The sequence below is a fragment of the Staphylococcus sp. GDY8P131P genome (assembly GCF_017891975.1).
Lineage (GTDB): Bacteria > Bacillota > Bacilli > Staphylococcales > Staphylococcaceae > Staphylococcus > Staphylococcus nepalensis.
Genome location: NZ_JAESKF010000003.1, coordinates 1 through 24,762, shown reverse-complemented (window position 1 = coordinate 24,762; position 24,762 = coordinate 1). Strand labels below are relative to the sequence as shown.

The following is a 24,762-nucleotide window of genomic DNA, read 5'->3' as shown; positions in this document are numbered from 1 at the left end:
TACACTCATACTCATTAATTAAAAATATGGTTCGTCATATGCAAGCCTTACTGTCGTCTAAAGCAAAGTAGGGTTTAATTTTTTATATCCTTTCTCTATTTGGGATATAATATTTTGAGTAATAGCAATCACATTTTGGATCGCATCGTTTTATGTTTCTGAACTATGATATTTTACCACTATATTTGGGATAATTATTATAGTAAATATATCTATGTACCCTTGGTTTAATGATCTACCTATAGGCAATAATAATGATTTCAGAGCTTTTATTTGGTTAATAATGAATATTTCGGTCAATGTTTTCAAATAAAATTTAGCCTTTTTATGATCAAGTTTGTTAAAAAGGAGTGATCAATCATCTTATATTACTACAAATTATTTTGGATGAATGGGTTAAATCTAAAAGGGAGGTCAAGACGTAAAGAATTTTGGTACCCAGCACTAATGACATTTATTATTTCTTTAGTGGCTTCTGTTTTAAACTATATAATACCTATACCTTCCATTTTAGCTATAATTATTTATTGGATTTTTACAATAGCTACATATATCGCAAATTTTTCTGTATCAGTTCGACGGTTTCATGATTTAGGTATGTCTATGCTTTTCCCTATAATATTTTTTATTTTTGGTATAATACTAGGTGTCACTAATAACTATATAGCTGAAATAAATACAGGCTCGTTCTTGTATACTTTATTTGTCATTATCGGGGTTATATACATAGTAATGTGTATTATATCTTTAGCTATTTGTTGTACTAATGGTTCCAAAAAAGAAAATAAATATGGTAAGGACCCTAAAGAAATATAACCTATCAAACCCAATATAGCTAAAAGTATAAGTATTGCGTTATCATACAATCTAAACACTTCTTAGGTTTATGTTATAGGTAATACTTATTTTTTTAATTATTATACTTTTTGCTTAATTTACAAAATCTCAAAAAAAATTACCCCCGCCCCACATCTTTCAATTTTTGCGGGGTGAGGGGGTATTAGGATTTGTTTATGTTTGTATCTGTATTTTCTCTTATGATTTTCATAACGCCTTAGTGGCTATAAACAAAAGTATCTCTCTTGATTCTTTTTAAAAATCTTCAACTAACGTTTCTTCAATTTGCCTTTAACTTTATCTACTATGTTTTTTTAACTACTTTTTCTCGCTTTGCTCTTGTATATCTTTAAGTGTTATCTTCACTTTTGCTTCTGGCAAAAGCTTTATATCTTTTGTCTCTTCTTTAAATTTTCCAAATTATCTTTTATATACAAATTCTGTAAATACCGAAGGTCTGCTGTCTTACTAATATATGTTTTAATAGTTGCTGATTTAAATTCACGAAATTTATGAGATACGTCTTTAATTCTTTTATAATAATCTAACTCACTCATTTTATATTTTTATGAGACTCTTCTATACGAAAAATAATTTCCTTTTACATTATCTATATTCTCTAAATTCCTTCCAGAACTTCACTTTCTATTACTATTATTAATTAAATTGACTATACATTAGTAACCTGTATAGTCAAAACATATTTACGGGGATATGCAACGCCCGATAATCAATCCTTTTCATTCATTAGTGTTATATACTTTTTAATCCATTGCTTAATGTCTGCTTCCTGTAAGTTGTCTGTAGCAATTTTAACCATATAGTCGGCCACTTCTTCATTACTAGCATTAAACTGATATCCATTCATCTTAAGGAAAACAACCAATGTCATTAAAGCTGTTCTTTTATTACCATTGTAAAACACATGTTTTTGTACTAAATTTCTAACTAAGTTAGCTGCTTTCAGTTCTAAAGTGGGGTACTGTTCTTCACCAAATACACATTGCTTAGGTGCGTTAACTAGCATATTTAAAGCATTTGGTTCTTTTACGCCTATTTGCTCATTAGGGCTATATTTATTAATAACATATACATTTAGTGTGATAATGTCTTTTTCTGTTAAATACTGCATATGCTGTCCTCCAGTAGTCTTTATCATTCATCTACATCTACGTATTAACCTGCTGCTATCTATTCACTAAATCTTTTAAAGCACTATCATACTGATTACTTACTTGATCGGCCATGCTTAAAATATCCATTTCGTTACTATCCGTTTTAACTGCTTCTAATACCACTTGACCATTCTCAACGTTAAATGCGATTTTTTGTCCCTCATTAATATCTAAAGCTTGTATTACTTCCTCTGGTATTGTTAGAACCTTGCTATTGCCAATTTTTCTAAGTTTTCTTGTGTTAGTTACTGCCATATTGGTTATCCCCTTCCGAAATCGTATTTCCTAATATATCTTTGTATATCTTTCACTATATATCATGCGCTATCTTTTGTAAATAAAATAATTTAGCTTTAATTCATTAATCACTTTAGCTTCAAAAGCTTCTTTATAAATAAAATTCCTATATACATTACCTGTCGGACGTTCTATATACATGTTATATAAATACATCTCTTTATCTAAACTAACAAACTCTTTTTAACAATTATCAGTATCTTTCTCAATTTCTCCAAGTATTAATACGTTATTTCAGCTTTCATAAATAAAATTATTTATGAAACTACAAGCCTAGTAACAAATCAGCAATAGTCGCTACAATTAAATGCATAAGCTACCTCCTATTTATAAAATTCAACATACTTACTTAAAATAAAAACAATTTATTTCTAATATGTTGGACCACTATAATTATATTTCTCTTTTACAAAAAAAATATATTATTCTTATAAAAATACTATTTCTTTTAATCACTATTTTTGTTAACCTTTAATCGGCGTAAAAAATTTAGGAGGTTACATTTTGGAACTTTTATCTATGGAAAATATTAGTAAAAAAATCAAACGAAAACGCATTTTGAAAGACATCACATTTTCACTTGAAAAGGGACATATTATAGGTTTGGTTGGCGGAAATGGTGCTGGTAAAACCACATTAATGAAAGTTATTTTAGGGCTTTCTAACTATCAATCTGGTACTTTGAAAAATCATATCAGTACTAATCAGAACGATATAGGAGCGTTGATTGAAGCTCCTGGATTATACCCATTTTTAACAGGTTATGAAAACATGAAATTAATCGATGAAGACCCCGATAATAAAAATATAAATCTTATTATCGAAAAACTAAAAATGGAAGACTTTATACATAACAAAGCAAAAACCTATTCTTTAGGTATGAAACAAAAATTAGGTATTGCGCTTGCTTTCTTAAACCATCCACAACTCGTTGTATTAGACGAGCCTATGAATGGATTAGATCCTCGGGCTGTAAAAGATGTGAGAGAAGCAATTATTAACTTAAGGGAACAAGGTGTTACTTTCCTTATATCTAGTCACATATTAAGTGAACTTGTTAAAGTGACTGACTCACTCTTGATTATCGATAAAGGGGAAATTGTTAGAGAAACTACAATGGATGAATTGAATCAAACAGATGAAAATGATTTAGAAAATGTACTTCTTAATATTATTGACCGTAAGGAGAAAGCCTAACCATGACAACACTCGTAAAACAAGAACTATTTAAAATGTTCAAGAAAAAATCATCTATCATTATTCCAATCCTTATTTTTATTTTAATGATTGGGTTAGCAGTACTAAGTAAAAATTACCCTGATATTATGGGGTCAAAATCACTATTCAAACAAGGTTATAGTTCATTTTCTTGGATTTTCTTTCTCATGATTATACAAGCAAGTACGATAATTACAATGGAATTTCATTATGGTACAATTAAAAATTTATTATATCGAAATTATTCTAGAACAAGCATTATCATAAGTAAGTTTATATCATTATTTATTTATTCACTTATTATATTTGTGATTAGTATTATCATTTCTTTAGTTATCAATTTAACTATGTTCTCTGACATTAATATTTTAAAACAAACGGGTGATAACCTATCCCTTTTACAAGAAATGTTATTAACTGCATTAGGTAATTATGTTGGCATGTGGTTATTACTAAGCTTAACGCTACTTATCTCTTGTATATTCAAAAGTCCTGGCGTTTCTATTGCGATTGGCATTATCTTTTATTTCGCTATTTCTATTGTTTCTGGCATATTATTTGCATTAATTAATCAATGGGAATGGTTAAAATGGTTGCCTATTAATATGTTGAACTTAAGTTCTCAAATTATAGATAATGAAATGATGAAATCATTTACTAAACTGGAATTGCATGAATTATTTATTGGCAATATTGTTTATATTGTAGTTTTCTTAGCTCTAGTTATCCTCGTTTTCAAAAAGAAAAACGTCTAATTTTGGCACCGAAATTATAGTATAACTAAACACGCTCTTAGCACTATTAAGAGCGTGTTTTTTTAATAAAAAGGTTAATAAAACATAAATTAAGATTAATTTTAAAGATAACTTATTTTAGTATAAGGATTATTATTTTGTTTTCTTAGCTTACTGATACAGAGATACTTTAGATAATATATGGTTTATTGTCTTTTTGATGATTGCATTATTGTTTTTAACCTTGCAACTGATTATTTTGCATCTAAACAGAAATGAGGAATTAAATAATGGCTAATAAAGAAGAAAAAGTAACGCATCCTAAGGCAAAATCACTTGGTATCATAGGCAACATTCTGGGATGTTTGACTATTGTAATATACTCACTGAAATCAACTTTTAGTATTCCTAATTTAGAAAATACAGCTCTTATTACAGCTTTTTTGACATTTATATCGTATTTTATTGGAAACATTATATTAAAATCCGCCATAGGAATGATTGCTAGTTTTATACTGACTTTTTATTTAATTATCATACTTTTAACTTAATTTACAAAATCACAAAGGAGCGTTATATATGTTTGAAGCTAAAAAGAATACGATAAAATCCATGCTAATACTCGTATGGTGTTTTATTTACACTGCTACTGATATGTATAACAAAATGAACTTATTTATCCTTATCATAATTGCTATTGTATGCGGTTTAGCCATCCATTACATAGTTGATTTTATCTTTAATCAAATAGATCAATTTTAAAAATAAGAGATGAATATTGAAAAAATTAATAAGTTATCCTGAATTCAAATTTTTAAAAATGGAGGTGAATAAAATGAAAATTTCTTGGATTTTTTGGTGGATCATAAGTGCTATTGAAGTTTTAAGTTTTATAGGATTCTCAATTTTACTCTGGATGAGAGATATAGATGCTAGCGGAACAATACAAACGACGCAATTAAAGTGGGCTAATATAGCTGTTTTAGGTTTTGCTTTTTTATTTCCATTTGCAATACAAGTAGTATGGTTAATCACTAATTTAGTCTTATCAAAAAACAAATTAAATCAGTCTTAGATTAAGAAAAAACGGTCATATCAACAACCAATCGAATTTAATACCTTTGAATTATTTCTGTATATAGTATCAAGACACGAAAAAACTCATTTCAAAAACCAACAAAAAGAGGTGGATTATGTTCAATATCCAAGATCCCAATTACGCTAAAAGATCTATAAAAATATTCATCTTCACAGCTATTATTTTCTTAATCACTTTTGTTCTAGCAGTTATTTTCAGCCCGTCAATCGAAAATTTCAAAAATATGACAGATGGCCAACATGGGAACATCGCCAGGGCAAATGGCTTAACCAAGGTTTGGGAATATATTATAAATAATGGCTTTAAAGTTCCCTTTCAAATGTTTATATTTTCTTTAATTCCAATTCCATTTTTATACTTTTTAAATTTAGTTTCTACAACAATAACCACTGGAATAGTATTTGGTTTTGTAGTTCATTTTGATTTTGATAAAGGTATCATAATGGTATTATCTTCAATTCCGCATACAATCATAGAAATACTTGCAATGTGTCTTGTTATCAGTGGTTTATATAAAGTAAGCCAATCAATTATTAGAAAAATAAGTAATATTTTTAGAAAAACTAAAAAGCAAAATTTATCATTTAAATTGGCGTTAAGTAATGTTTTTAAAATTTACTTTCTAATTGCTTTACCTTTATACATACTCGCAGGATTTATAGAAACATACTTAACAGATTTTATATATAATTTATTTATTTAAATACAACGTTGCTTTATTAACGTTGAACTTCTAAATCCTTAACACCCCCCAAACTTGTCGAATGGTTGGCTTAACAGCTCACACTATGCCGGCATCCGTCTGCAAGTTTAATTAAGCGTGCTTCTAAACACATAATAAATTTTCTCGGCATAAATACATTCTTTAAACAAAACTTATGCTCTATATTTAAGAAGATAAGCCATAAATTAAAAGTGTAATTGGTGAAATCAAGAGTAAACCACTAGATAAAACATCTAACCGTTTATCTTTATTATTACTAAGTGTATTTTTTAAAAGAGAAATAAAAGACACTAATATTAACAAAGTACAAATTATATATATAACTATAATAAAAGTTCTTTTTTAATAAACTTTATCATAACGATTATGGTTTTACAGGTCTATTTGTCGTCGTTATAAACGAATTAAGTCTCGTAAGGTCACACTTATGCGTTCTAAAAAGAATGTGGGCAAAATCGTAAACGACCTTTGTTGATTTTCATTTTAGTTTTAATTAAACAGTTTTGTAGTGCAGATACAACAATTAATACTACATCAAAATTCAATTAAGATTTAGAGATTTCGGATAAATAGTTGCACAATTTGTCTGTTTTAATATCTCTATATCTTCCGATAAATTGTAATATAGTAAACTAATCCAAAGAATATTTAAAAAAATTATTTATTATCTATACCAATATACACAGGGTGACTCCCTCTACTTTGATTAAATAACACTAACTTCTTCCAATATCACTTTTTTTGTTTATTTATCATTACTTGGATATATAAAGCAACCCATAACTCCTTAGGATGAGGTGTAGAAGATTCCATTATTAAACGATGTTGCTCACCCCTACGTTGAGTGAATAGATTTTTTCCTAAGTCTAAAAACGAGCGACGTGCTGAAAATATTTTTGTTCCTTCTTTGTTTGAAATAGTTGTCTCAGTTGATCAGTATGGATTATTGAATAAATATGTAGTCTTATTATCAAAAAACGCATAGGACGTTTGTTGCTTAATGCCGCCTTTTAAGATTTTTATCATCTCTAAGCGACCAATTGCTTGGTTATTAATCAATACACTATAATGTGGCCTTAAAGACCACAGTTTAATCCTTTTCAAAATAATATTATAGTTCGGTGATGTAACTTTTAAACCGGAAGCAGATACAATATCAAAAATACTAAGCCATTTTTGAATTTTATTATTAAAATATAGCGTCCAAGCCATTTCTGTTAAACCATGTATTTTATGTGCATATCATCAAATATATATAATGGTGCTTGATAAAAAAATTCATTTTCTTCTAATCAAGGGCTTTTTTCTCTTATTGCAATTTCTTTTTTATACCGTCTTTTATAAAATTTTCTCAATGTAATTGAACCAATCAACGCTAAAATACTTGCAAACCAAAATGCGGTTAAAATTCCTGGTGAAATAGGATTACTTAAAATTCCTACCAAACTACCAATCATTATAACCGTTACTAAAATAGTTTCAATAAATAATAATAAAATAGCCAATTAAACCTATCCTTTTCAAATAATTCATTTTTCCTAATTCATTTTTCCTGGGCATAATATAACATCTACACCAAGTTTCTGCTGTATAAACATAACAAAACGGACGGTTTTTATATAAATAAAGTAAAAACCATCCGTTTTATAAAATGTTTGAACCGCTTGAGCAATTATGTGCCTTACACGCTTCTTTTTAATATAACTATTGGTAATAATCGTCAACTACGTTGAGTAGTTGATTTTTACATAAAGCCTTTTAACATGCCATACCAATACATTCTCGGTAACAAATCTTTTTTAAATATATACATGCTTCTTCGTTCTTTGGCTTGGTTAAAAGGTAACGTTTCTTGTGGCTTTTTATTATAATCAAATTCAGCTAAGATTAATTTATTATAGCCTGTGACAATTGGGCATGAGGTATAACCGTTGTAATGATGTGTTAACATTTCGTTATTCATTACTTGTAACAAATTAAGTGTCACGACAGGCGCCTGTTTTCTGATAGCTGCACCCGTTTTCGAAGTTGGTGCGTTAGATGCGTCGCCTAGACCAAATACATTTGAATATTGTCTGTGTTGTAAAGTGCTAGGATCTACATCTACCCAACCATCATTATCTGCAAGCGCACTTTTTTTAATCACATCTAAAGGGCCCATAGGTGGCGTAACATGTAACATCTCGTAGTCTAATGTTTTTACATCACCATTCTTAATATGCTCAAATTTGGCCATTTTTTTCTCTCCGTCAATTTCAATCAGATTGTAATTGTAATTAACAATAATATCTCTTTCTTCAGCTATTTTTTCTAATTCTTTACTATACTTTTCTACATCAAACAACGCAGTTTTAGGTGTTTCATATATTACGTTAGCTTTTGAACGGATATTATGTTTTCTAAAATAATCTTCAGCTAAATACATAATTTTCATCGGTGCGCCTCCACACTTAATAGGTGTATTGGGGTGCGTGAAAATAGCATTACCGCCTTTGAAATTAGAAATTTGTCGCCAAGTTTCGGTTACATACTCTGGCGAATAATTAGAACAAACGCCATTTTTACCTATGTTCTCTTGTAACCCTTTAATAGACGACCAATTAATTTGTAGCCCTGGAGCAACAATTAAATAATCGTAATTAATGGTTGTATTATCTCCTAGCGTAATATTGTTACTTTCAGGTTTAAAACTTAAAACAGCTTGATTAATCCACTGTGTCCCTTTAGGTATAACATGCTTCATGCTTTTACGAGAGTTTTTTAGTTTAGAAACGCCCCCGCCTACTAAAGTCCATAAAGGTTGATAATAATGATTTTTAGCTGGATCAATAATAGCTATATTGCCCTTTAAATGTTGGTTTTGTTTCAATAATCTAGAAGCAACTGTGATACCTGCTGTGCCTCCGCCTACAATAGCAACTTGATAGTGTTTAATCATTTACCCACATCCTTAAATTATTTTAATGAGGACGGTAAATCTTGATAGCCTTCTCTAACGTTTACAATATTAGTAAAACCTCTATATTCTAGTATACCCGTTGCAATCGAACTTCTAACCCCTGATTGACAATGAACGTATATTTTATCGTTTTTATCAAAAGGAATTTCTGCGCTTAATAATTTACCATGAGGGATATTCACCGCTTGTTCTAAATGTCCTTGGTTCCATTCTTCATCGTTACGCACATCTAGCACATGAGTTTCTTTGCCAGTCATATCCGCGCTGTGAATAGAAGATGTCATGATTGTTGTTTGTGGCAAACGATAACCTGCTACATTTTCAAAACCAATTAATTGTAAAGTATGCACTGCTTCTTCAACTGTAGCTTTATCGCCAATTAAGTCTATATCTTTATCATAGTCTAAATACCAACCGATTTGATTAATAAAGTTGTGATTATAAGGAATATTGATAGTTCCTTGCGTATGACCGCCATGGAAAGCTTCTTTACTACGAAGATCAAAAGCGATTCTTTCATTGTTTGAGCTAGGGTAAACATTATAAGGTTGGTACATGCTCATACCAAATTGGTTAATTTGTTTCATTTGGGCAAAATGATGCGGTGGGGCTGGTTGGTTTGATGTCAATGTTTCAACAAACGTTGCTTCATCAGTTACATTAAAGGCCCAGTTGTTTATTTTTTCGTAACCTAACGTAGACATCGGTACTGCCCCTAATGCTTTACCACATGGGCTACCTGCACCATGACCTGGCCAAATTTGAATATAATCTGGTAAATCTTTAACATTATTTATAGATTGATACATTTGTTTTGCACCGATTTCTGTTGAGCCTTTCATTTGAACAGCTTTTTCTAATAAATCAGGTCTACCTATATCACCAACGAAGATAAAGTCACCACTAAATAGTCCCATCGGTATATTAGAGCCTCCCCCCTCGTCAGTAAGTAAGAAACTAATACTCTCAGGGGTATGACCTGGCGTATGCAAGACTTCTAATTTAATATTTCCTACATAAATAGTGTCTTGATGTCTAACAAAATGAGTTTGTTTTGGCATCTTTTTATAACTCAAATCATCGTCACCTTCACCAGAAACGTATATACTTACGTCCAATTTGTCCGCAACATCTCTAATACCTGAAGCAAAGTCAGCATGAATATGCGTTTCAGCAGCTTTCGTAATTGTAAAACCTTCGTCATCTGCAACTGTCATATATTTTGTTAAGTCCCGTATTGGATCAATAATCATCGCTTCCCCTGTACGTTGACATCCAATTAAATAAGATGCTTGAGATAAATGGTTATCATAGAATTGTTTGAAAAACATAGAAAAACTCCTTTTTTAAATAAATTTAATTTGTTAAATAAATAAATTATGGCTCGCTTGTTCTGTTTCGCCTATATAAGTGCCTACACCGCCAAATTCAACTTCATCTCTTAATTCTTCTTTTGTAATTCCCATAACATCCATGCTCATCGTACATGCGATTAATTTAATATCTTGTTCTATCGCTTGATTGATAAGTGATGGTAAAGAATCTACATTTTTCTTTTTCATTACGTAACGCATCATGATATTACCTAAACCGAACATATTCATTTTTGATAATGGCATGCGCACTGGCGTCTTCGGCAACATCAAATCGAACATTTTTGCAATGCCTTTCTTCTTAACATGCGTTGCTTGTGCTTTTTTTAATGCATTAAGCCCCCAGAAAGTAAAGAAGATCGTTACATCTCTGCCTGCAGCTTTAGCACCATTCGCAATAATCATTGCTGCCACCGCTTTATCTAATTCACCACTAAAGAGCACAATTGTAGTACCTTTAACAGTATGGTTTACTTCCAGTTCTTTTGGTTTTTCTTTTTGGATAATAGCATTGATTCCATCATGATTTTCCTCCAACTTAACAAGTGAGTGTCCTGTCTGTTTCGACCAGCTTTTAATATCACTAAGAAAACCAGGATCAGTAACGGTTACTTCAATTTGGTCGCCTATTTCAATATTTTTTATTTCTTTACTAAGATTAACTATAGGGCCCGGGCATTGAAGACCATTAAAATTAAATTGTTTGCGGCTCGGTTTGATTGCTTTATTACCATCTTCTACCACATCGTCATGATTAATATTTTGTTTTTCATAAGCTGTATAACCACCGTCTAAATTCACAACGTCATAACCTTGTTTAGCTAAATATTCGCTTGCTTTAGCGCTTCTATTACCACTTTTGCAGTAGACATAATAAGTTTTATCCTTGTTCTTATCGAATGTGTCAATATTTTCTACAGAATGTAATATTGCGCCAGTAATATGCCCTAACTCATATTCTTCTGGTGTTCTAACATCAATCAATTGTCCTTTTTTCCCCAATTGCTCTAACTCTACTTTACTTAATTCGTTAATATGTTCTTCTTGATATTGTTTCATATTTTCCTCCTCTAGATACCTATAGGGGTATAGTAACAGGTAAAAACAACCTAAGTCAAATACCCCGGTAGGTATTTGACAATTTACTATAAATTTATTACTATAAATATATTCAATTTAAAATCGGAGGAAACCAATATGGATTATAATAAACAAATGGTAAATCGCATCAATAGAATACAAGGCCAATTAAACGGCGTTATTAAAATGATGGAAGAAGAAAAGGATTGTAAAGATGTCATTACGCAACTCAGTGCATCAAAGAGTTCAATCCAACGTTTGATGGGTGTTATTATAAGTGAAAATTTAATAGAATGTGTAAAAGCAGCCGATGATAAGGGAGAAAGTTCTCAAGAAATGATTAATGAAGCTGTGAATTTATTGGTAAAAAGTAAATAATGGACATGCTCAATATAATAACTATGTTGTTGATTGGCATATTTGGAGGTTTTATATCTGGCTTGGTAGGCATAGGAGGAGCCATTATTATTTATCCAGCTATTTTGTTGTTACCGTCCTTATTAGGGGCTCCTGTCTATAGCGCATATATTGCTTCGGGTCTCACTTCTAGCCAAGTGTTTTTTAGTACACTCAGCGGCTCATTTAAGGCGAGAAAGAAAGCTGAATTCTCACCTAAACTTGTAATGAATATGGGCGGAGGTATGGTTATTGGAAGCATATTCGGAGCAATGCTAGCTAATTTATTTAACGCTACTTTTATAAACACTATATATATAATCATCGCCATTGTTGCATTATTATTAATGTTTGTTAAAGTTAAATCTGTTTCCCAAGAGGTAAGGTTCAAACCTGTTTTACTTATCTTAGTAGGATTTGGAATTGGCGTAGTATCAGGCATTGTAGGTGCAGGCGGCGCATTTATTATTATTCCCGTATTGTTAGTTTTATTCAAATTGCCAATGAATACAGTAGTGACTAACAGTATCGTCATTGCTTTCATATCATCAATAGGGGCTTTTATCATTAAATTCATACAAGGTTATATCCCTCTAGAAAGTGCAATATTCTTAATAATTGGAAGCATGCTCTTTGCACCTATAGGACTAAAAGTAGGTGCCAAGGTACCTGATACTGTTCAAAAAACCATTGTCAGTATCTTAATCGCAATCGCAATTATACAACTTGTATTTTAATAAATTAAAAAGGAGGCTTTAAATTGAATCACTGGGATGAAAAATTTGATTCAGAAGAATATATTTATGGCAAAGAAGCGAATTCATTTGTCAAAGATATTTTTAAAAAGCAAACAAACAATAATGAGAAAATTTTATTACTTGCAGAAGGTGAAGGCCGTAACGCGATATATCTAGCAAAACTTGGGTATGATATAACAACTTATGATATGTCACAAGTTGGAATTAATAAGCAATACCAATTAGCAAGTGAAGCACGTGTTGATATCGATGCAAACTATGGAGACATCACAAAGCCTAATTTAGCGCCTCAGTCATCATTTGACTATAGTATTAATATCTTTGGTCATGTGCCTAATGAAGGCAAACAAGAGATGTTCAATAACCTCGTTCAATCATTAGTCGTAGGGGGTTATAGTTACTTTGAGTTTTATTCAAAAGAACAATTAGCATATGGCACTGGCGGTCCTAAAGACGAATCCATGTTATATACTATTAATGAAATCGAATCTTATTTAAAGCATTTGCCTGTTAAGATTCATCAATTAGAACAGCATGAGATCTATCGTAATGAAGGTATTAAACATACTGGCACAGGTTCTATCATTCAAGGTCATGTAGAGAAAATATAATATCTAATCCTAAACAATCAATATCAAGTCTTAGCAATGGTTAAAAATAAGGCTTCATAAATCATATCTGTTTTTAAATCAAATCCCCAGTGTTAATAGTTAACATTGGGGATTTTCGATTTATTGATTTGAATTAACGTTTCTGGCCCCCACTTTTTAAAGTGTCTTGAATAAACACTCACTTAAAATATAATTAAGGTTAAGTATAACCCGATTAAAGTAAGAAATAGCACTGGTATGGTAATTACAATCCCCGTTTTGAAATAAGTGCCCCAACCTATTTTAACACCTTTTTGTGTCAAAACGTGTAGCCAAAGTAAAGTTGCTAAAGAACCAATTGGTGTAATTTTCGGGCCTAAATCCGAACCGATTACATTCGCATAAATCATACCTTCTTTAATTATGCCAGTTATACCAGATTGGTCAATCGCAATGGCGTCTATTAAAACGGTTGGTAAATTATTCATAACTGATGATAAAAAAGCTGAAATAAATCCCATACCTAAAATGCTGTTCAATAACCCATACTCTGAAATATGTGATAATATATCGGCTAAAACAGTAGTTATACCTACGTTTTTCAAACCAAATACAACTAAATACATACCTAATGAAAAAATAACGATATTCCAGGGCGCCTCTTTAATGACACGTTTTGTATGTACAGCGCTAGATTTACGTGCGAATAATACAAATAGTAATGCAATCGCGCCAGCAATCATTGATACCGGGATATGAATCAATTCACTTACTAAATAACCAATGAGCAATATGATTAACACAACCCATGATATGTTAAATAACCTTTTATCTTTGATGGCTTCTTGAGGCGCTAAAAGTCTTTTAGTTTCAAATGATTTAGGGATGGCTTTTTTAAAATATAACCATAGCACTAAAATACTTGCACAAAGTGCAAAAATATTTGGAATCAACATTCGACCAAAATACGCTATAAAACCAATGTTGAAATAATCTGCAGAAACAATATTAACCAAATTGCTGACAATAAATGGTAAAGATGTCGTATCTGCAATAAATCCACTCGCAATAATAAATGGGAATATGACTTTTTTATTAAATCCAAGGTTGCGGACCATTGCTAAAACAATAGGCGTTAATATTAAAGCTGCTCCATCATTTGCAAAAAATGCAGCCACAATTGAACCTAATAACATAATAAAGATAAACATTTTTAATCCATTACCTTTTGAAGCTCGGACCATATGCCTTGCAGACCATTCAAAGAAGCCTATTTCATCTAAAATCAACGAAATCAAAATCACTGCAACGAATGTCAATGTCGCATTCCATACAATCGATGTTACTTCAAGTACATCTGAAAAGCTTACCACACCAGTAATAATAGCAATGATGGTACCGATCAGCGCTGTTATACCAATATCTAAGCCTTTAGGCTGCCAAATCACAAATATCAAAGTAACCACAAAAATACAAATTGCTAAAATATCCATCATAAGCATTCACCTGATTGTATATTTTTACAAACACATGAAGCATCGGCTAAATGAATCGTATTTAAATTGGCTATAACTGCTTTTAATATATCATGGTTGAGGTTATACATACGTTTATTACCTTCTTTTCGTGATGAAACCAAATCATGGTTGATTAATAATTTCATATGGTGACTTAAAGTTGGCTGCGAAAATTTAAAATATTCCAGTAAATCACACGCACACAATTCACCGCATGAAAGTAAATCAATAATCTCTAACCTACTTGAATCTCCCAAAATTTTTAAAATGGACGATAACGCTTTATACGACAAAATAATCCCTCCTGAACACTATATAGATTATCATCTATATAGATAGATGTATATATCATTTTGTTCAAAGGCGTTTATTGAAAAAGTACGTGGATATCTCGTTTCAATTCATTTGCGTTTAAATACAAACCAAACTTTTAATTACGTTTGTTAGAAAAGTAAAACCATTTAGTATTTCTGTTACTTTCAACTAGACTTATACTAGTTCCATTTTATAGCTTAAATCTAACTCATTTAACTTCCACTATGTGTATATTCACACTTCCTATCGTAAGGTTTACAAGAAGTTACATAAAATCTCACATAATCCAAAATGAATGCATCCGTTTATCTTATTAATAGAATCACCCTTTTAATATGCGTCATCAACTCATTATTGTAGGAATTATAAAACAGTTATATTGAAAGCAAGTGAAAACGTATATTTTACATACAAACAACAAGCTAATAAAAGACCTATATTATAATGGTATTATCAAAAACAATCCAAAATCATGGTGCCGATGACTGTGCGCTTCTACCCTGAATTAAAGTAGAATATAAGTTATTTTCACATGAAAAGGGCAATTGAGGTAATAGAATCATTACAATACTATTGAGAGGCGTTTCATAAAAAATGTATAAACAAAGAGAGTCGGTATATTGGCATAATATAATACTACTACGTCAATGTACCGACACTATAAAACGCTATTTCTCTTGATTATAAAACACGAAAGAGACGAAACAAAAATTTAATTTGTTTCGCTTTACTCAAAAACACACTTAACATATTTTTTTGAAAATCAATCATATAAGGTTGCTTTTACAAGCTGATATTTAAAAAGCAATAGACTAATTTTAGTAAAACCCTGTTTCTTAATCAGTTCCGTCATATAAACATCTAATTTTGAGAACGTGTTAACTATAAGTCTTTTTTACCAAAACCAATAAACCCTATAATACTTAGCACAACAAAGATAATAAACATAACAATGAATGGTTGTATATGAAAATTTTCAATTGGCAATTGCGGTATATGTTTAAAAGGCGTGATATCTTTCATCCACGCTTTAATATTTAACAACACACCCAAGTAGTTAACTAAAAAGGTATAAGCTAAAAAAGCATAAACCGCTAAGATTAAGCGCATGCCCCACCCAACGATAAGAGTGCCTATGCCGATAAATACAAGTATAGCGGGTACATGGACAATTGCCGAAGTAATGATTGTATCGAATTGGAAAGGCTCCTTCATAGCATAATATTGCCCAACATACAAACCTAATCCGGATAAGAACAACATTACAACAGCATTTACTAATGCAAGCAACCAAAAACTTAACAAATATTTACCGCGTGATAGAGGTTTGGATAATACAAAAACTGTATAACCTTTATCTTGTTCTTTTTTAACTTTAAATAAAGTCATCAATGCGGGGATAGTACTGACCATTGCCATGATTAACATTAATTGTGGTAAAAAATGTTCCGCATAATTCCCCGATGCATTAGGTATCATAGATTTTAATAAAGGATTATTTTCAAAAAAGTCATTTATATCGCCAAAGATAGACCCGTATGATAAACCTAATACAAACAAGCCAATACTAAAATAAATAAATGCTGATTTTTGAAGTCTTATTTGTAAACCTAATGGAGATTTCATATACCATTTTGCATGACGTCTATGTACGCTTTTAGGTAGCAAAGTTTCATTCATATCTCGCATTGCGTTTAATTTAAAACTAAGACATACTACGATAATTGATAATATGAGCATCCACCAAAAAGGCCACCAGTTATTCTCTGAAAAAGCGTAGCTTCTTGATAACCAGCCCATAGGCGAAATCAACGAAAGTTTCTCATTACTTACATCACCAAAAGCACGTAGTAAGTACATAACTAGTAAAAATGAAATGCCAGCACCGACTACTTCAGTGCTCGTGGCTACTATTTGGGCTATTAAAATAGTAAACGTTGCAATCATAATACCAAACATACCCAGCGTCACGCTAAAAATCACGGCGCCAGAAAAATCTATGCTTTCAATACCAAGCGACACTAAACCTAATGTAGTTAATAAAGCAAAGCAAATGTTGAGCAACATACACATTGCTAAATGGCTTAATACAGTAGCTTGTCTGCCGATAGGTAAAGCATTCAAAATCTCTGTCCTGCCATCTTCTTCATCACCCCGCGTGTCTTTAGCTAAAATAGTTATATTCATAATAGCTAACATGATTCCAGTAAATAAAATCATCTCATGGGTAAATAAGACTCCTACATTGGCCTGTCTAAAATCTCCTGGGCCGAGCATAGCTTCCATCGCTGGATTTTCAGACATTTCAATAATAGGCGTCATTTTAGCTGGCTCTGGATACATCGATTCAAAAGCCGGTGGAATCATTAATGTCAAACCTACTAAAATAACAAGCCACAATAGCATTTTCAAACGGTTTCTTTTTAAATAGAACAAGAAAATTTTAGTTGTTTGATAAAAGTTTGATTTCATATTTACTCACCAACTTTATCATTGTCTTCATAATGTCTTTTAAAGATATCTTCTAAAGTTGGAGGTTGGGATGCTAAGCGTTTGATTTCAAAATTTCCTAAATAGTTAATTACCCCGGAAATTTTTTCAGAATCTACTTTAAAATAATAAGTTTCGTCTTCTTGTGTTAAGTTATGGACCCCGGGTACTTGCGATAAGTGACTTAAAGCTTGTGTACTCTCTACAATAAAATGCATTCTTGTAAGATGGCGCATTTCATCTAATGTACCAGTTTCCACAATTTGCCCTTTCCGTATAATGCTTACACGATCGCACAACTTTTCTACTTCACTTAAAATATGACTTGATAAGAGCACACTTTTATTTTGGCTTTTTATCTCTTCAATACATTTTTGAAAAACATCTTCCATTAACGGATCTAACCCTGAAGTAGGCTCATCTAATATATACAAATCTGCATCGATACTAAAAGCTGCAATTAGCGCTACTTTTTGACGATTACCAGTTGAATATGATTTACATTTTTTGCTGACATCAAGCTCAAACTGCTTAATCAATGTTTCCTTCCGTTCATGGTTGGCACGCCCGTGCAAGTTTAAGAAAAAGTCAATAATCTCCCCGCCTGTTAAGTTGGGCCATAAGTTAACATCGCCAGGAACAAAGGCGATATGTTTATGCACTTCAACCGCGTGTTTATGCACATCTTTGCCATACATTTCAATCGTGCCTTGTGTTGGCTTTAACATACCTAAAATTGCTTTAATCGTCGTTGATTTACCAGCACCATTCGGACCTATAAATCCATAAACTTCTCCCTCGTTTACCTCCATATTCACGCCATTTAAAGCGTGAAAGTGGTTGAAACGTTTAGTAAGATTGCTAACCTTGAGTAATGCCATCTCATCACCTACAAACTTTACAATAATCCCTTCACTCTGGAATCAGTTACGATTAGATAAACTTTGTCTTCGTCCATATCCTTTTTAAATGTGGCTACAGTATTATCATCTACCCCAATTGCCTTAAGTTTTTCTTTCAAAGCAACTCTATCAGGGTTGTTTTCCTTTTCAATATCGATACCTGTAATTCCTGTATCTTCAGCAATTTTGTCAGTACGACTTTTATCTAATGATAATACGTACATATCTTGACTACCTACACCTTTATCTTGTAGTGCTACAACATCAACTTCTAAGTCACCGTCAATTCTATATCCTTTTACCACTGGCGTCATACAAAGGCCTCCTTTATAACTATACACGCATCATAATATTAATTACTTTTTAGATTGAATCATTAAATGATCAAAGCGTTCTTTTGTCATATAAAAATGTGTGTTTTCTAAAATATTATCAAACATGTCTTCTTTATTATCATCTTCTGTCAACTTAAATTTAGACTCGACGTTTTCTTGGTCCGCTTCATCAACGAAAATCACTTGCTCTTTTTTCACATCTAAAGTTTTACGATTATAAATGAGTTCTAAATGATCACGCTTTTGATGAATCGCTTCAATTTTTTCTATTTTATATGCGTTATGGATAAAATCCATAACTCTTTTTTCTCTGTATCTTTTACTTTTTTGAATTTGAAAATCTTTCGCAAATTTTTGTTTTACAAGTAAATAAATAATAACGATTATAGCTATAACTAAAAGAAAAATGAGTGTACCCATATGAAGACCCCCTTAATGATTTATATCATTTGGTTATAACATGATACTAATATATTTAATTTTCCCATTCATAATAGGGTTAAACATTTCAAAATGCTTTTCCTACGACCGTCATGGCTAATTCAACTTATAAAAACTTTAAAATATAAAAAGTCAAATCATCAAATAATAGATAAATTAATTTTCCGTATTCAATGTTTATTAAAAACCTGATTATAAAAAATAAATACTTTTTTGTTTTACGCTTATATTATTCCCCAAAATAAATAAAGTAATTCATAAATCAATAATATATAAACGTAAAGTTTAAAAAATATAAAAAAGGTAATTTTAAGAGTAAATGTAATTGAAAGGGTGATGGATGATGCTTTTACAACAAGAACTTGACCAATTGAAACAATTCAACGGTAAACAAAATGGCCAAAAAGTATTCTCATTGTATTTAGATACACGTCCCGAGCAAGGAGAAAAGTGGAAAATAGAACTTAAAAATGCCTTGCAAGATTTAGCTAAGCGAACAAAAAACAGTAATAATCATGAGGAAAAGAACCAATCCAAAGATATTATTAAAAAAGTGGAAAAAAGATTGCAGGATTTAGAACCTGACTTTAAAAACGGTGTGCTATTGTTTATCACTTCAGACGAGTCATTATGGTTTGAACAATTAGTTAACGTGCCCATTGAAACTGAATTTAATTGGGGTGATACGCCTAAATTGGATCAATTGAAATCATTAACAGAACGTTATCCATATACTGGCATCGTGGTATTACAACAAGACAAAGCGCGTGTGATAGAAACTGAAATCGGTATAGCTATCGGAGAATATGACTATACTTTAGATTTAGATACGAATGATTGGCGCCAACATCAAGGCCCACAAGGTGATGATTACACCCAAGGGGGTGCCAAAAGAGATGAGTTCAAAGCGCGTGTTAAGGCAAATCAAGAACGTTGGCTAAAAAGTTTAACCTCTATCGTCGAAAAAACTTCCAAAAAGAACGGTTGGCAACAATTATATTTAGCTGGAGAAAAAGAAGAAGTTGAAAAATTGCGTTCTATGTTTAATGTAGAAATTGATAAAGTGACACCGAGTAATATCTTAAAATCAAACACTACTGAAATTATTAAAAAAGTGATGGAAACGTAATTTCATCTCAAATTAAATCACATATAAAACCACCCCCTCCACTATTTTCAGTGACGGGGGTGAATTCATACTAAACGACTTCATGTTTACTGTTGATAGTAACGACAATGTAAGTCTTTTACTTTTGATGATAAGGCTTCAAAAGGACCTTCAACGTTCGCTTCTTTAATGACACTTTCGATAGGCAAATTTTTAAAAGGTGCTGGCGAAACGTTCATCTCTTCCAACCAACTAGCCAATTGATTCGAAGAACTTACATACACAATTTTATCTAATCCAACGAGTGCATGTGCAGTAGCGCACATTGGACAATGTTCTCCCGAAGTAAAAACAATACTTGTTTTCCTTTCTTCAGGGGTAAGATGCGTCGCAGCCCATTTAGCAATAGCAATTTCTGGATGTTCAGTTGCATCTCCACTACTGATGCGATTGAAATCTTCGAATAAAATATTACCTTTAATATCTACGAGAAGTGAGCCAAAAGGTTCATTCCCTTTATTTAAAGCTGCTTCAGCAAGTTCAATAGCTCTATGTAAATAACGTTCATTATCCAAATAGATTCCCTCCTTTATCATCTACTTTATTAAATAACTAAACTATATATTTACCATAGCAAATTATTCCACTTTATCCAGTTTTTCGTCTGTTTGGTTTCCATATTGAAGTGACTGAATCATAATAAAGATGACTAAAAGACTACTCATCGTATCAGTAAAATAATGTGCGCCTACATAAATACGAGACGCTATAATTGATATAACTAAAACAATTGCAATTAAATATAGCATTTTATTCCGTTTGATTAATAAGACTAAGCTCACTAAGAGACATACACTTAACACGTGCATACTCGGAAAACTATATCCATCAAATGCAGCTGAGGGTCTTGACCGTTGAATTGCATATTTCATAAATGTGCCTATTAAAAATACTGAAAAACACCAGAAACCATACCACCAAAATTTGGTTTTATTATAGAAAAATAAGACGCCTAATATACATAAAATTACAATCAAACAAATAACTGGTTCAAAAATGACCGAAACAAAATAAAGATAATCGATTAAAATAGATGAATTTAAATATGTATGTAGCATATCGTAAACCGTTTGATCTATTGGGTTTGCAACACCTATTGTAATACTAATTAAAATGATAATAAGTAAAATAGCTGAAAGGGCTGCTTTTAAAAATTGAGTCATCTTACAACATCCTTTCTCTCATTGTTAATTCTTCTAGCTACTGCTAAAAGTGCTCCAAAAGCAATACTAATACTCAACATGGAAGAGCCCCCGTAACTTAATAAAGGTAAGGTTACGCCCGTTAATGGAATAATTCCAGAAACACCAGCTAAATTAATAAACACTTGCATAAATATGTAACTTACAACGCCAACACAAATCAATTTATAAAATTGATTACTCGTTTTATTCGCATAAATGAGTCCTTTTACTAAGATATAACCATAAATTATTAATGTAAATAACACACCTAGCAGTCCTAATTCTTCTGAGATAACAGTAAATATAAAATCGGTATGTGGTTCAGGTAAATAACCTAACTTAGCGATGCCATTACCCAATCCTCTACCAGTTAATCCTCCATTGCCAATCGATGTTAATGCACTCGTTAATTGATAACCTGCATCGTTTTCATATTTAAATGGATCTAACATGACTTTTATTCTTTTCAGTCTATATAGATTTTTTGCATCAAAAATCAACGTATAAACACCATACGCAAATAGTGGAATTAGCGTGATCACGCTAATTTGAAACTTTATCTTATTTTTTATATCCGAGTATATTAAAATACAACCAATAATTGCTACTGTTAAAAGCGTACCACCCAAATCTCCTTGCATTAAAACAAGTAATAACCCAACACCTAATATAGCAAGTGGAGACAACATATGTTTCAAACTATAATCTTTACGGCTTGTAACGCGTTGGTTAATGATATAAGAAAGATAAAAAATCGAAGCTAATTTCAGAAATTCAGAAGATTGCAAACTAAATATACCTAGATTAATCCAGTTTCTTGAACCGTTTATTTCTTTACCAATTAAAATCGTGATTAATAATAAAACTAACGTTCCTAAAACTATCATTTTTTGTACATTAGATCTTTTGAATACATTTATATTGATGCATGTTGCTATAAATATAACGGCCAAACTGCCTATAACCAAAAAGATAAATTGCCTTTTCATAAAATAATTACTTTCAATAGGAATGCCACCAGTTAAGGCACCTTTAGACGCAGATACCATACTTGCACTATATATCATTATGACACCTAAAATGCCTAATATAATAAAGCTAACTAACATTCCATAATCTAAACCTTTTAAACGCGGTCCTATTATTTTAAATAATTTTCTCATTTCTGCACCTCATTATAACTCTCCACGCTCTAGTAAATCAGATAAACACAGCCTACTCAATCAGACTTTAGGCCTACCTAATTTAATATATATTTAATATTTTATGAGAAATTATTTTATAATTTTAATTATACATCAAATAAATATATATACACTTAAAGCTATACAAAAAATTAAAGATTTCGCGTGGTTGTGATTAGCTTTTTAGTATGCTAAAATAAATCATAGACTTAAAGTATCTATAATAACTATAAAAATAGAATATACATTTATTTTAGAATTAGAAAAGGATGTTTAACTTGAATCAATCTAAGTTCAATCAAATCGCTCAAAATTATGATAATGATGAAAGAATTAAACTAGCTGAAATCATCTCCCTCGAAGTGAATACGTTATTAGAAAATCAACCCTATCAATCCCTATTAGATTATGGCGGTGGCACTGGACTTGTCACATTTAACATTGAACATCATTTCAACCACATTACGATATTGGACGCTTCAACTAAAATGGTTGAAATATGTGATACAAAAATTCAAAAATTAAGCAAGAAACATATTGAAGCTATTAAAGGTGATGCGCTAGCTTCAAACCAAACTATCGTCGATCAATCATATGATGTGATTATACTTTCACTTGTATTACTTCATAGTGGTAATTATAAGGAGCTACTACAAAGATTAGCAGCTTATTTAAAAAAAGACGGTCTAATCATTATAGTTGATTTTGATAAAAACAAAAACGTCTACCATCCAAAAGTCTATAATGGATTTGCACAAGATGACATCAGTAGCGAATTATTTAAATTAGGGCTTTCAAATATCAATGTCCAAACTTTTTACCATGGACAAAACATATTTATGAATAAAGACGCCAGTTTATTTATAGCCTCCGGACAATTTAAATAAACTGTATAAATATACAAAAATAATTGCATAATTTTTTATGTTTATACATTGTTTATACTACTTCTTCTTTAATTTATAACAAACAAAAACTACTGCAAATCGACACTCATAGTGTGATAGCAGTAGTTTTTTGTTTAAGTATTATTCTGAAAAATTAAGTATAAATTGAATTGAAATGTGCTCGTTAACCAAAGAATCCAGCGATAAAGTCTACACCTTTAGCTACTACATCTGCAATACTAGTTCCCATGTTAACCCAATCATGGTCTAAACCAGACTTAACTGCATTTGAAATTGCTTCTACGATACTTGACATAATATAAGCACTCCTTTAAATTGATTTAATTCATTTTGTAACTTAAGCGAAAGTATCTACTAAAGTTTTGATTAATTTAATGATACCACCGATAATATCTGCAATCATCATGTTAATACACCCCTTTACGTTTTGCTTAATTAAATTGTATGACAACTAATGTTTATAAAGTTATATTTTTCTCAATTCATTTATTTAAATGCCTAACTGTATTAAATTCGTTGAAAACCAACACTTAAGCAAAAATAGTGTTAAATTCATTTCCAACACAAAAATGAATTTTTTAATCCTCATCTAAACTCTATCTTCTCATCATTAGTTGAGGCGTATCTCTATAAGACACTTCACCCTGTCTACTTAAAATAAAAAGCACTATTTTGACATCTCTTTTAGTGATATCAGTCATCTCTTTTTATAATTTTACACTTATGTCTCCTCTCCATTACACTTAAGTTAATTACACAAATTAAAATCATTTTAATTTAATTCGACAAAGGGGGAATGAAAATGGTAAATCATTATGAAGTTATTGTTGTTGGAGCAGGCTCTATGGGGATGTCAGCGGGATATTATTTAGCAAAAAATGGCGTCAAAACTTTGATGATTGATGCTTTTGACCCACCGCATGAAAATGGTAGCCACAGTGGAGATACACGTTTAATACGTCATGCCTGTGGGGAAGGCTTAGAATACGTACCACTTGCTTTAAGAGCGCAAACACTTTGGGATGAACTTCAAAATGAAACAAACGAACGTATATTTTGATAAAGTCCGTATAATTGT

Annotated in this window: 28 protein-coding genes and 1 pseudogene; 12 read left to right on the top strand and 17 right to left on the bottom strand. The window is 31.2% G+C overall.

Annotation, left to right across the window (positions count from 1 at the left end; genetic code table 11):
• Window positions 1–387 precede the first annotated feature (387 nt).
• On the top strand, window positions 388–816 hold the full coding sequence (locus KA894_RS03395; RefSeq protein WP_242693563.1) for a DUF805 domain-containing protein: 429 nt from the start codon (window positions 388–390) through the stop codon (window positions 814–816).
• A 751-nt stretch (window positions 817–1,567) separates the two neighbouring features.
• Here the strand turns inward: KA894_RS03395 and KA894_RS03390 are convergent.
• Window positions 1,568–1,969 (bottom strand): type II toxin-antitoxin system death-on-curing family toxin, encoded by a 402-nt coding sequence (locus tag KA894_RS03390; protein WP_119488227.1) that lies wholly within the window; start codon window positions 1,967–1,969, stop codon window positions 1,568–1,570.
• A 55-nt stretch (window positions 1,970–2,024) separates the two neighbouring features.
• The gene (locus KA894_RS03385) at window positions 2,025–2,267 is read right to left on the bottom strand and encodes an AbrB/MazE/SpoVT family DNA-binding domain-containing protein (protein WP_096811087.1); all 243 of its coding nucleotides are present in this window, start codon (window positions 2,265–2,267) and stop codon (window positions 2,025–2,027) included.
• A 546-nt stretch (window positions 2,268–2,813) separates the two neighbouring features.
• On the opposite strand from KA894_RS03385, the gene KA894_RS03380 reads away from it, so the two are divergent.
• The 5 genes from KA894_RS03380 to KA894_RS03360 all read left to right on the top strand — a co-directional run bounded on the left by KA894_RS03380 (window position 2,814) and on the right by KA894_RS03360 (window position 6,063).
• A complete protein-coding gene (locus KA894_RS03380; protein ID WP_096811088.1) occupies window positions 2,814–3,506 on the top strand; it encodes an ABC transporter ATP-binding protein in 693 nt (230 codons plus the stop codon).
• Between the two features lie 2 nt (window positions 3,507–3,508).
• The gene (locus tag KA894_RS03375) at window positions 3,509–4,282 is read left to right on the top strand and encodes an ABC transporter permease (protein WP_096811089.1); all 774 of its coding nucleotides are present in this window, start codon (window positions 3,509–3,511) and stop codon (window positions 4,280–4,282) included.
• A gap of 269 nt (window positions 4,283–4,551) precedes the next feature.
• Window positions 4,552–4,812, top strand: a complete 261-nt coding sequence (locus KA894_RS03370) for a hypothetical protein (protein ID WP_103373720.1) — start codon at window positions 4,552–4,554, stop codon at window positions 4,810–4,812.
• Window positions 4,813–5,096: 284 nt separating this feature from the next.
• Entirely contained in the window at window positions 5,097–5,336 is a 240-nt protein-coding gene (locus KA894_RS03365; RefSeq protein ID WP_119488244.1) for a DUF3923 family protein, read from the top strand.
• A 118-nt stretch (window positions 5,337–5,454) separates the two neighbouring features.
• Window positions 5,455–6,063, top strand: coding sequence for a stage II sporulation protein M (locus KA894_RS03360; RefSeq protein ID WP_096811093.1), 609 nt, complete (start codon window positions 5,455–5,457; stop codon window positions 6,061–6,063).
• A 954-nt stretch (window positions 6,064–7,017) separates the two neighbouring features.
• Here KA894_RS03360 and KA894_RS14625 read toward each other — a convergent pair.
• The 5 genes from KA894_RS14625 to KA894_RS03340 form a co-directional block, all read right to left on the bottom strand.
• Window positions 7,018–7,296 carry a hypothetical protein gene (locus tag KA894_RS14625; protein WP_242693564.1) on the bottom strand — a complete coding sequence of 93 codons (279 nt, stop codon included), beginning with the start codon at window positions 7,294–7,296 and terminating at the stop codon, window positions 7,018–7,020.
• Window positions 7,297–7,376: 80 nt separating this feature from the next.
• Window positions 7,377–7,589, bottom strand: coding sequence for a hypothetical protein (locus tag KA894_RS14620; RefSeq protein ID WP_229719029.1), 213 nt, complete (start codon window positions 7,587–7,589; stop codon window positions 7,377–7,379).
• Between the two features lie 239 nt (window positions 7,590–7,828).
• The gene (gene sqr / locus KA894_RS03350) at window positions 7,829–9,022 is read right to left on the bottom strand and encodes a type II sulfide:quinone oxidoreductase Sqr (RefSeq protein ID WP_096811094.1); all 1,194 of its coding nucleotides are present in this window, start codon (window positions 9,020–9,022) and stop codon (window positions 7,829–7,831) included.
• A gap of 17 nt (window positions 9,023–9,039) precedes the next feature.
• Window positions 9,040–10,374 carry a persulfide dioxygenase-sulfurtransferase CstB gene (cstB, locus tag KA894_RS03345; protein ID WP_119487952.1) on the bottom strand — a complete coding sequence of 445 codons (1,335 nt, stop codon included), beginning with the start codon at window positions 10,372–10,374 and terminating at the stop codon, window positions 9,040–9,042.
• Between the two features lie 33 nt (window positions 10,375–10,407).
• Window positions 10,408–11,475, bottom strand: coding sequence for a DsrE/DsrF/DrsH-like family protein (locus KA894_RS03340; RefSeq protein WP_119487951.1), 1,068 nt, complete (start codon window positions 11,473–11,475; stop codon window positions 10,408–10,410).
• A 138-nt stretch (window positions 11,476–11,613) separates the two neighbouring features.
• Between KA894_RS03340 and cstR the strand changes: the two genes are divergently transcribed.
• The 3 genes from cstR to KA894_RS03325 are packed head-to-tail and all read left to right on the top strand — an operon-like array spanning window position 11,614 to window position 13,261.
• Window positions 11,614–11,874, top strand: coding sequence for a persulfide-sensing transcriptional repressor CstR (gene cstR / locus KA894_RS03335; RefSeq protein ID WP_017722250.1), 261 nt, complete (start codon window positions 11,614–11,616; stop codon window positions 11,872–11,874).
• Window positions 11,874–12,629: a sulfite exporter TauE/SafE family protein gene (locus tag KA894_RS03330; RefSeq protein ID WP_103372682.1), complete on the top strand. Its 756-nt coding sequence runs from the start codon at window positions 11,874–11,876 to the stop codon at window positions 12,627–12,629. Before cstR ends, KA894_RS03330 begins: the two co-directional genes overlap by 1 nt.
• Before the next feature lie 23 nt (window positions 12,630–12,652).
• Window positions 12,653–13,261 carry a class I SAM-dependent methyltransferase gene (locus KA894_RS03325; protein ID WP_103372681.1) on the top strand — a complete coding sequence of 203 codons (609 nt, stop codon included), beginning with the start codon at window positions 12,653–12,655 and terminating at the stop codon, window positions 13,259–13,261.
• A gap of 182 nt (window positions 13,262–13,443) precedes the next feature.
• Here the strand turns inward: KA894_RS03325 and arsB are convergent, their stop codons facing one another.
• The 6 genes from arsB to KA894_RS03295 all read right to left on the bottom strand — a co-directional run bounded on the left by arsB (window position 13,444) and on the right by KA894_RS03295 (window position 19,219).
• Window positions 13,444–14,736, bottom strand: coding sequence for an arsenite efflux transporter membrane subunit ArsB (arsB, locus tag KA894_RS03320; protein WP_210133699.1), 1,293 nt, complete (start codon window positions 14,734–14,736; stop codon window positions 13,444–13,446).
• Window positions 14,733–15,050, bottom strand: a complete 318-nt coding sequence (locus tag KA894_RS03315) for an ArsR/SmtB family transcription factor (protein ID WP_210133698.1) — start codon at window positions 15,048–15,050, stop codon at window positions 14,733–14,735. Before KA894_RS03315 ends, arsB begins: the two co-directional genes overlap by 4 nt.
• A 904-nt stretch (window positions 15,051–15,954) precedes the next feature.
• Window positions 15,955–17,544, bottom strand: a complete 1,590-nt coding sequence (locus tag KA894_RS03310) for an ABC transporter permease (protein ID WP_119487950.1) — start codon at window positions 17,542–17,544, stop codon at window positions 15,955–15,957.
• 2 nt (window positions 17,545–17,546) lie between these two features.
• Window positions 17,547–18,443 carry an ABC transporter ATP-binding protein gene (locus KA894_RS03305; protein ID WP_119487949.1) on the bottom strand — a complete coding sequence of 299 codons (897 nt, stop codon included), beginning with the start codon at window positions 18,441–18,443 and terminating at the stop codon, window positions 17,547–17,549.
• Window positions 18,444–18,460: 17 nt separating this feature from the next.
• Window positions 18,461–18,778, bottom strand: a complete 318-nt coding sequence (locus KA894_RS03300) for a general stress protein (RefSeq protein WP_096811102.1) — start codon at window positions 18,776–18,778, stop codon at window positions 18,461–18,463.
• A 42-nt stretch (window positions 18,779–18,820) separates the two neighbouring features.
• The gene (locus KA894_RS03295; RefSeq protein WP_096811103.1) at window positions 18,821–19,219 is read right to left on the bottom strand and encodes a hypothetical protein; all 399 of its coding nucleotides are present in this window, start codon (window positions 19,217–19,219) and stop codon (window positions 18,821–18,823) included.
• A 364-nt stretch (window positions 19,220–19,583) separates the two neighbouring features.
• On the opposite strand from KA894_RS03295, the gene KA894_RS03290 reads away from it, so the two are divergent.
• On the top strand, window positions 19,584–20,369 hold the full coding sequence (locus tag KA894_RS03290; protein WP_119487948.1) for a VLRF1 family aeRF1-type release factor: 786 nt from the start codon (window positions 19,584–19,586) through the stop codon (window positions 20,367–20,369).
• A gap of 86 nt (window positions 20,370–20,455) precedes the next feature.
• On the opposite strand, the gene KA894_RS03285 is transcribed toward KA894_RS03290, so the two are convergent.
• The 3 genes from KA894_RS03285 to KA894_RS03275 form a co-directional block, all read right to left on the bottom strand.
• Window positions 20,456–20,923 carry a nucleoside deaminase gene (locus KA894_RS03285; protein ID WP_096811105.1) on the bottom strand — a complete coding sequence of 156 codons (468 nt, stop codon included), beginning with the start codon at window positions 20,921–20,923 and terminating at the stop codon, window positions 20,456–20,458.
• A gap of 63 nt (window positions 20,924–20,986) precedes the next feature.
• Window positions 20,987–21,571, bottom strand: coding sequence for a phosphatase PAP2 family protein (locus KA894_RS03280; RefSeq protein WP_103373420.1), 585 nt, complete (start codon window positions 21,569–21,571; stop codon window positions 20,987–20,989).
• On the bottom strand, window positions 21,568–22,755 hold the full coding sequence (locus KA894_RS03275) for an FtsW/RodA/SpoVE family cell cycle protein (protein WP_103373419.1): 1,188 nt from the start codon (window positions 22,753–22,755) through the stop codon (window positions 21,568–21,570). The genes KA894_RS03280 and KA894_RS03275 overlap by 4 nt, the downstream gene beginning before the upstream one ends.
• 299 nt (window positions 22,756–23,054) lie before the next feature.
• Here KA894_RS03275 and KA894_RS03270 point away from each other — a divergent pair, with 299 nt between their 5' ends.
• A complete protein-coding gene (locus KA894_RS03270; protein ID WP_119487947.1) occupies window positions 23,055–23,663 on the top strand; it encodes a class I SAM-dependent methyltransferase in 609 nt (202 codons plus the stop codon).
• Window positions 23,664–23,847: 184 nt separating this feature from the next.
• On the opposite strand, the gene KA894_RS03265 is transcribed toward KA894_RS03270, so the two are convergent.
• Window positions 23,848–23,979 carry a beta-class phenol-soluble modulin gene (locus tag KA894_RS03265; RefSeq protein WP_103373417.1) on the bottom strand — a complete coding sequence of 44 codons (132 nt, stop codon included), beginning with the start codon at window positions 23,977–23,979 and terminating at the stop codon, window positions 23,848–23,850.
• A 507-nt stretch (window positions 23,980–24,486) separates the two neighbouring features.
• On the opposite strand from KA894_RS03265, the pseudogene KA894_RS03260 reads away from it, so the two are divergent.
• Window positions 24,487–24,741 (top strand): annotated as a pseudogene (locus KA894_RS03260) (FAD-dependent oxidoreductase); the annotation flags it as partial.
• Window positions 24,742–24,762: the final 21 nt, after the last annotated feature.

Excerpts from the sequence above, each read along its gene's own strand:
- KA894_RS03330 (WP_103372682.1), top strand. The coding sequence starts at position 11,874 with ATGGACATGCTCAATATAATAACTATGTTGTTGATTGGCATATTTGGA.
- KA894_RS14625 (WP_242693564.1), bottom strand. The coding sequence starts at position 7,296 with ATGGCTTGGACGCTATATTTTAATAATAAAATTCAAAAATGGCTTAGT.
- KA894_RS03295 (WP_096811103.1), bottom strand. The coding sequence starts at position 19,219 with ATGGGTACACTCATTTTTCTTTTAGTTATAGCTATAATCGTTATTATT.
- sqr (WP_096811094.1), bottom strand. The coding sequence starts at position 9,022 with ATGATTAAACACTATCAAGTTGCTATTGTAGGCGGAGGCACAGCAGGT.
- KA894_RS03300 (WP_096811102.1), bottom strand. The coding sequence starts at position 18,778 with ATGACGCCAGTGGTAAAAGGATATAGAATTGACGGTGACTTAGAAGTT.
- KA894_RS03385 (WP_096811087.1), bottom strand. The coding sequence starts at position 2,267 with ATGGCAGTAACTAACACAAGAAAACTTAGAAAAATTGGCAATAGCAAG.
- KA894_RS03310 (WP_119487950.1), bottom strand. The coding sequence starts at position 17,544 with ATGAAATCAAACTTTTATCAAACAACTAAAATTTTCTTGTTCTATTTA.
- cstR (WP_017722250.1), top strand. The coding sequence starts at position 11,614 with ATGGATTATAATAAACAAATGGTAAATCGCATCAATAGAATACAAGGC.
- KA894_RS03265 (WP_103373417.1), bottom strand. The coding sequence starts at position 23,979 with ATGTCAAGTATCGTAGAAGCAATTTCAAATGCAGTTAAGTCTGGTTTA.
- cstB (WP_119487952.1), bottom strand. The coding sequence starts at position 10,374 with ATGTTTTTCAAACAATTCTATGATAACCATTTATCTCAAGCATCTTAT.
- KA894_RS03290 (WP_119487948.1), top strand. The coding sequence starts at position 19,584 with ATGCTTTTACAACAAGAACTTGACCAATTGAAACAATTCAACGGTAAA.
- arsB (WP_210133699.1), bottom strand. The coding sequence starts at position 14,736 with ATGATGGATATTTTAGCAATTTGTATTTTTGTGGTTACTTTGATATTT.
- KA894_RS03360 (WP_096811093.1), top strand. The coding sequence starts at position 5,455 with ATGTTCAATATCCAAGATCCCAATTACGCTAAAAGATCTATAAAAATA.
- KA894_RS03370 (WP_103373720.1), top strand. The coding sequence starts at position 4,552 with ATGGCTAATAAAGAAGAAAAAGTAACGCATCCTAAGGCAAAATCACTT.
- KA894_RS03375 (WP_096811089.1), top strand. The coding sequence starts at position 3,509 with ATGACAACACTCGTAAAACAAGAACTATTTAAAATGTTCAAGAAAAAA.
- KA894_RS03395 (WP_242693563.1), top strand. The coding sequence starts at position 388 with ATGAATGGGTTAAATCTAAAAGGGAGGTCAAGACGTAAAGAATTTTGG.
- KA894_RS03280 (WP_103373420.1), bottom strand. The coding sequence starts at position 21,571 with ATGACTCAATTTTTAAAAGCAGCCCTTTCAGCTATTTTACTTATTATC.
- KA894_RS03365 (WP_119488244.1), top strand. The coding sequence starts at position 5,097 with ATGAAAATTTCTTGGATTTTTTGGTGGATCATAAGTGCTATTGAAGTT.
- KA894_RS03305 (WP_119487949.1), bottom strand. The coding sequence starts at position 18,443 with ATGGCATTACTCAAGGTTAGCAATCTTACTAAACGTTTCAACCACTTT.
- KA894_RS03275 (WP_103373419.1), bottom strand. The coding sequence starts at position 22,755 with ATGAGAAAATTATTTAAAATAATAGGACCGCGTTTAAAAGGTTTAGAT.
- KA894_RS03390 (WP_119488227.1), bottom strand. The coding sequence starts at position 1,969 with ATGCAGTATTTAACAGAAAAAGACATTATCACACTAAATGTATATGTT.
- KA894_RS03340 (WP_119487951.1), bottom strand. The coding sequence starts at position 11,475 with ATGAAACAATATCAAGAAGAACATATTAACGAATTAAGTAAAGTAGAG.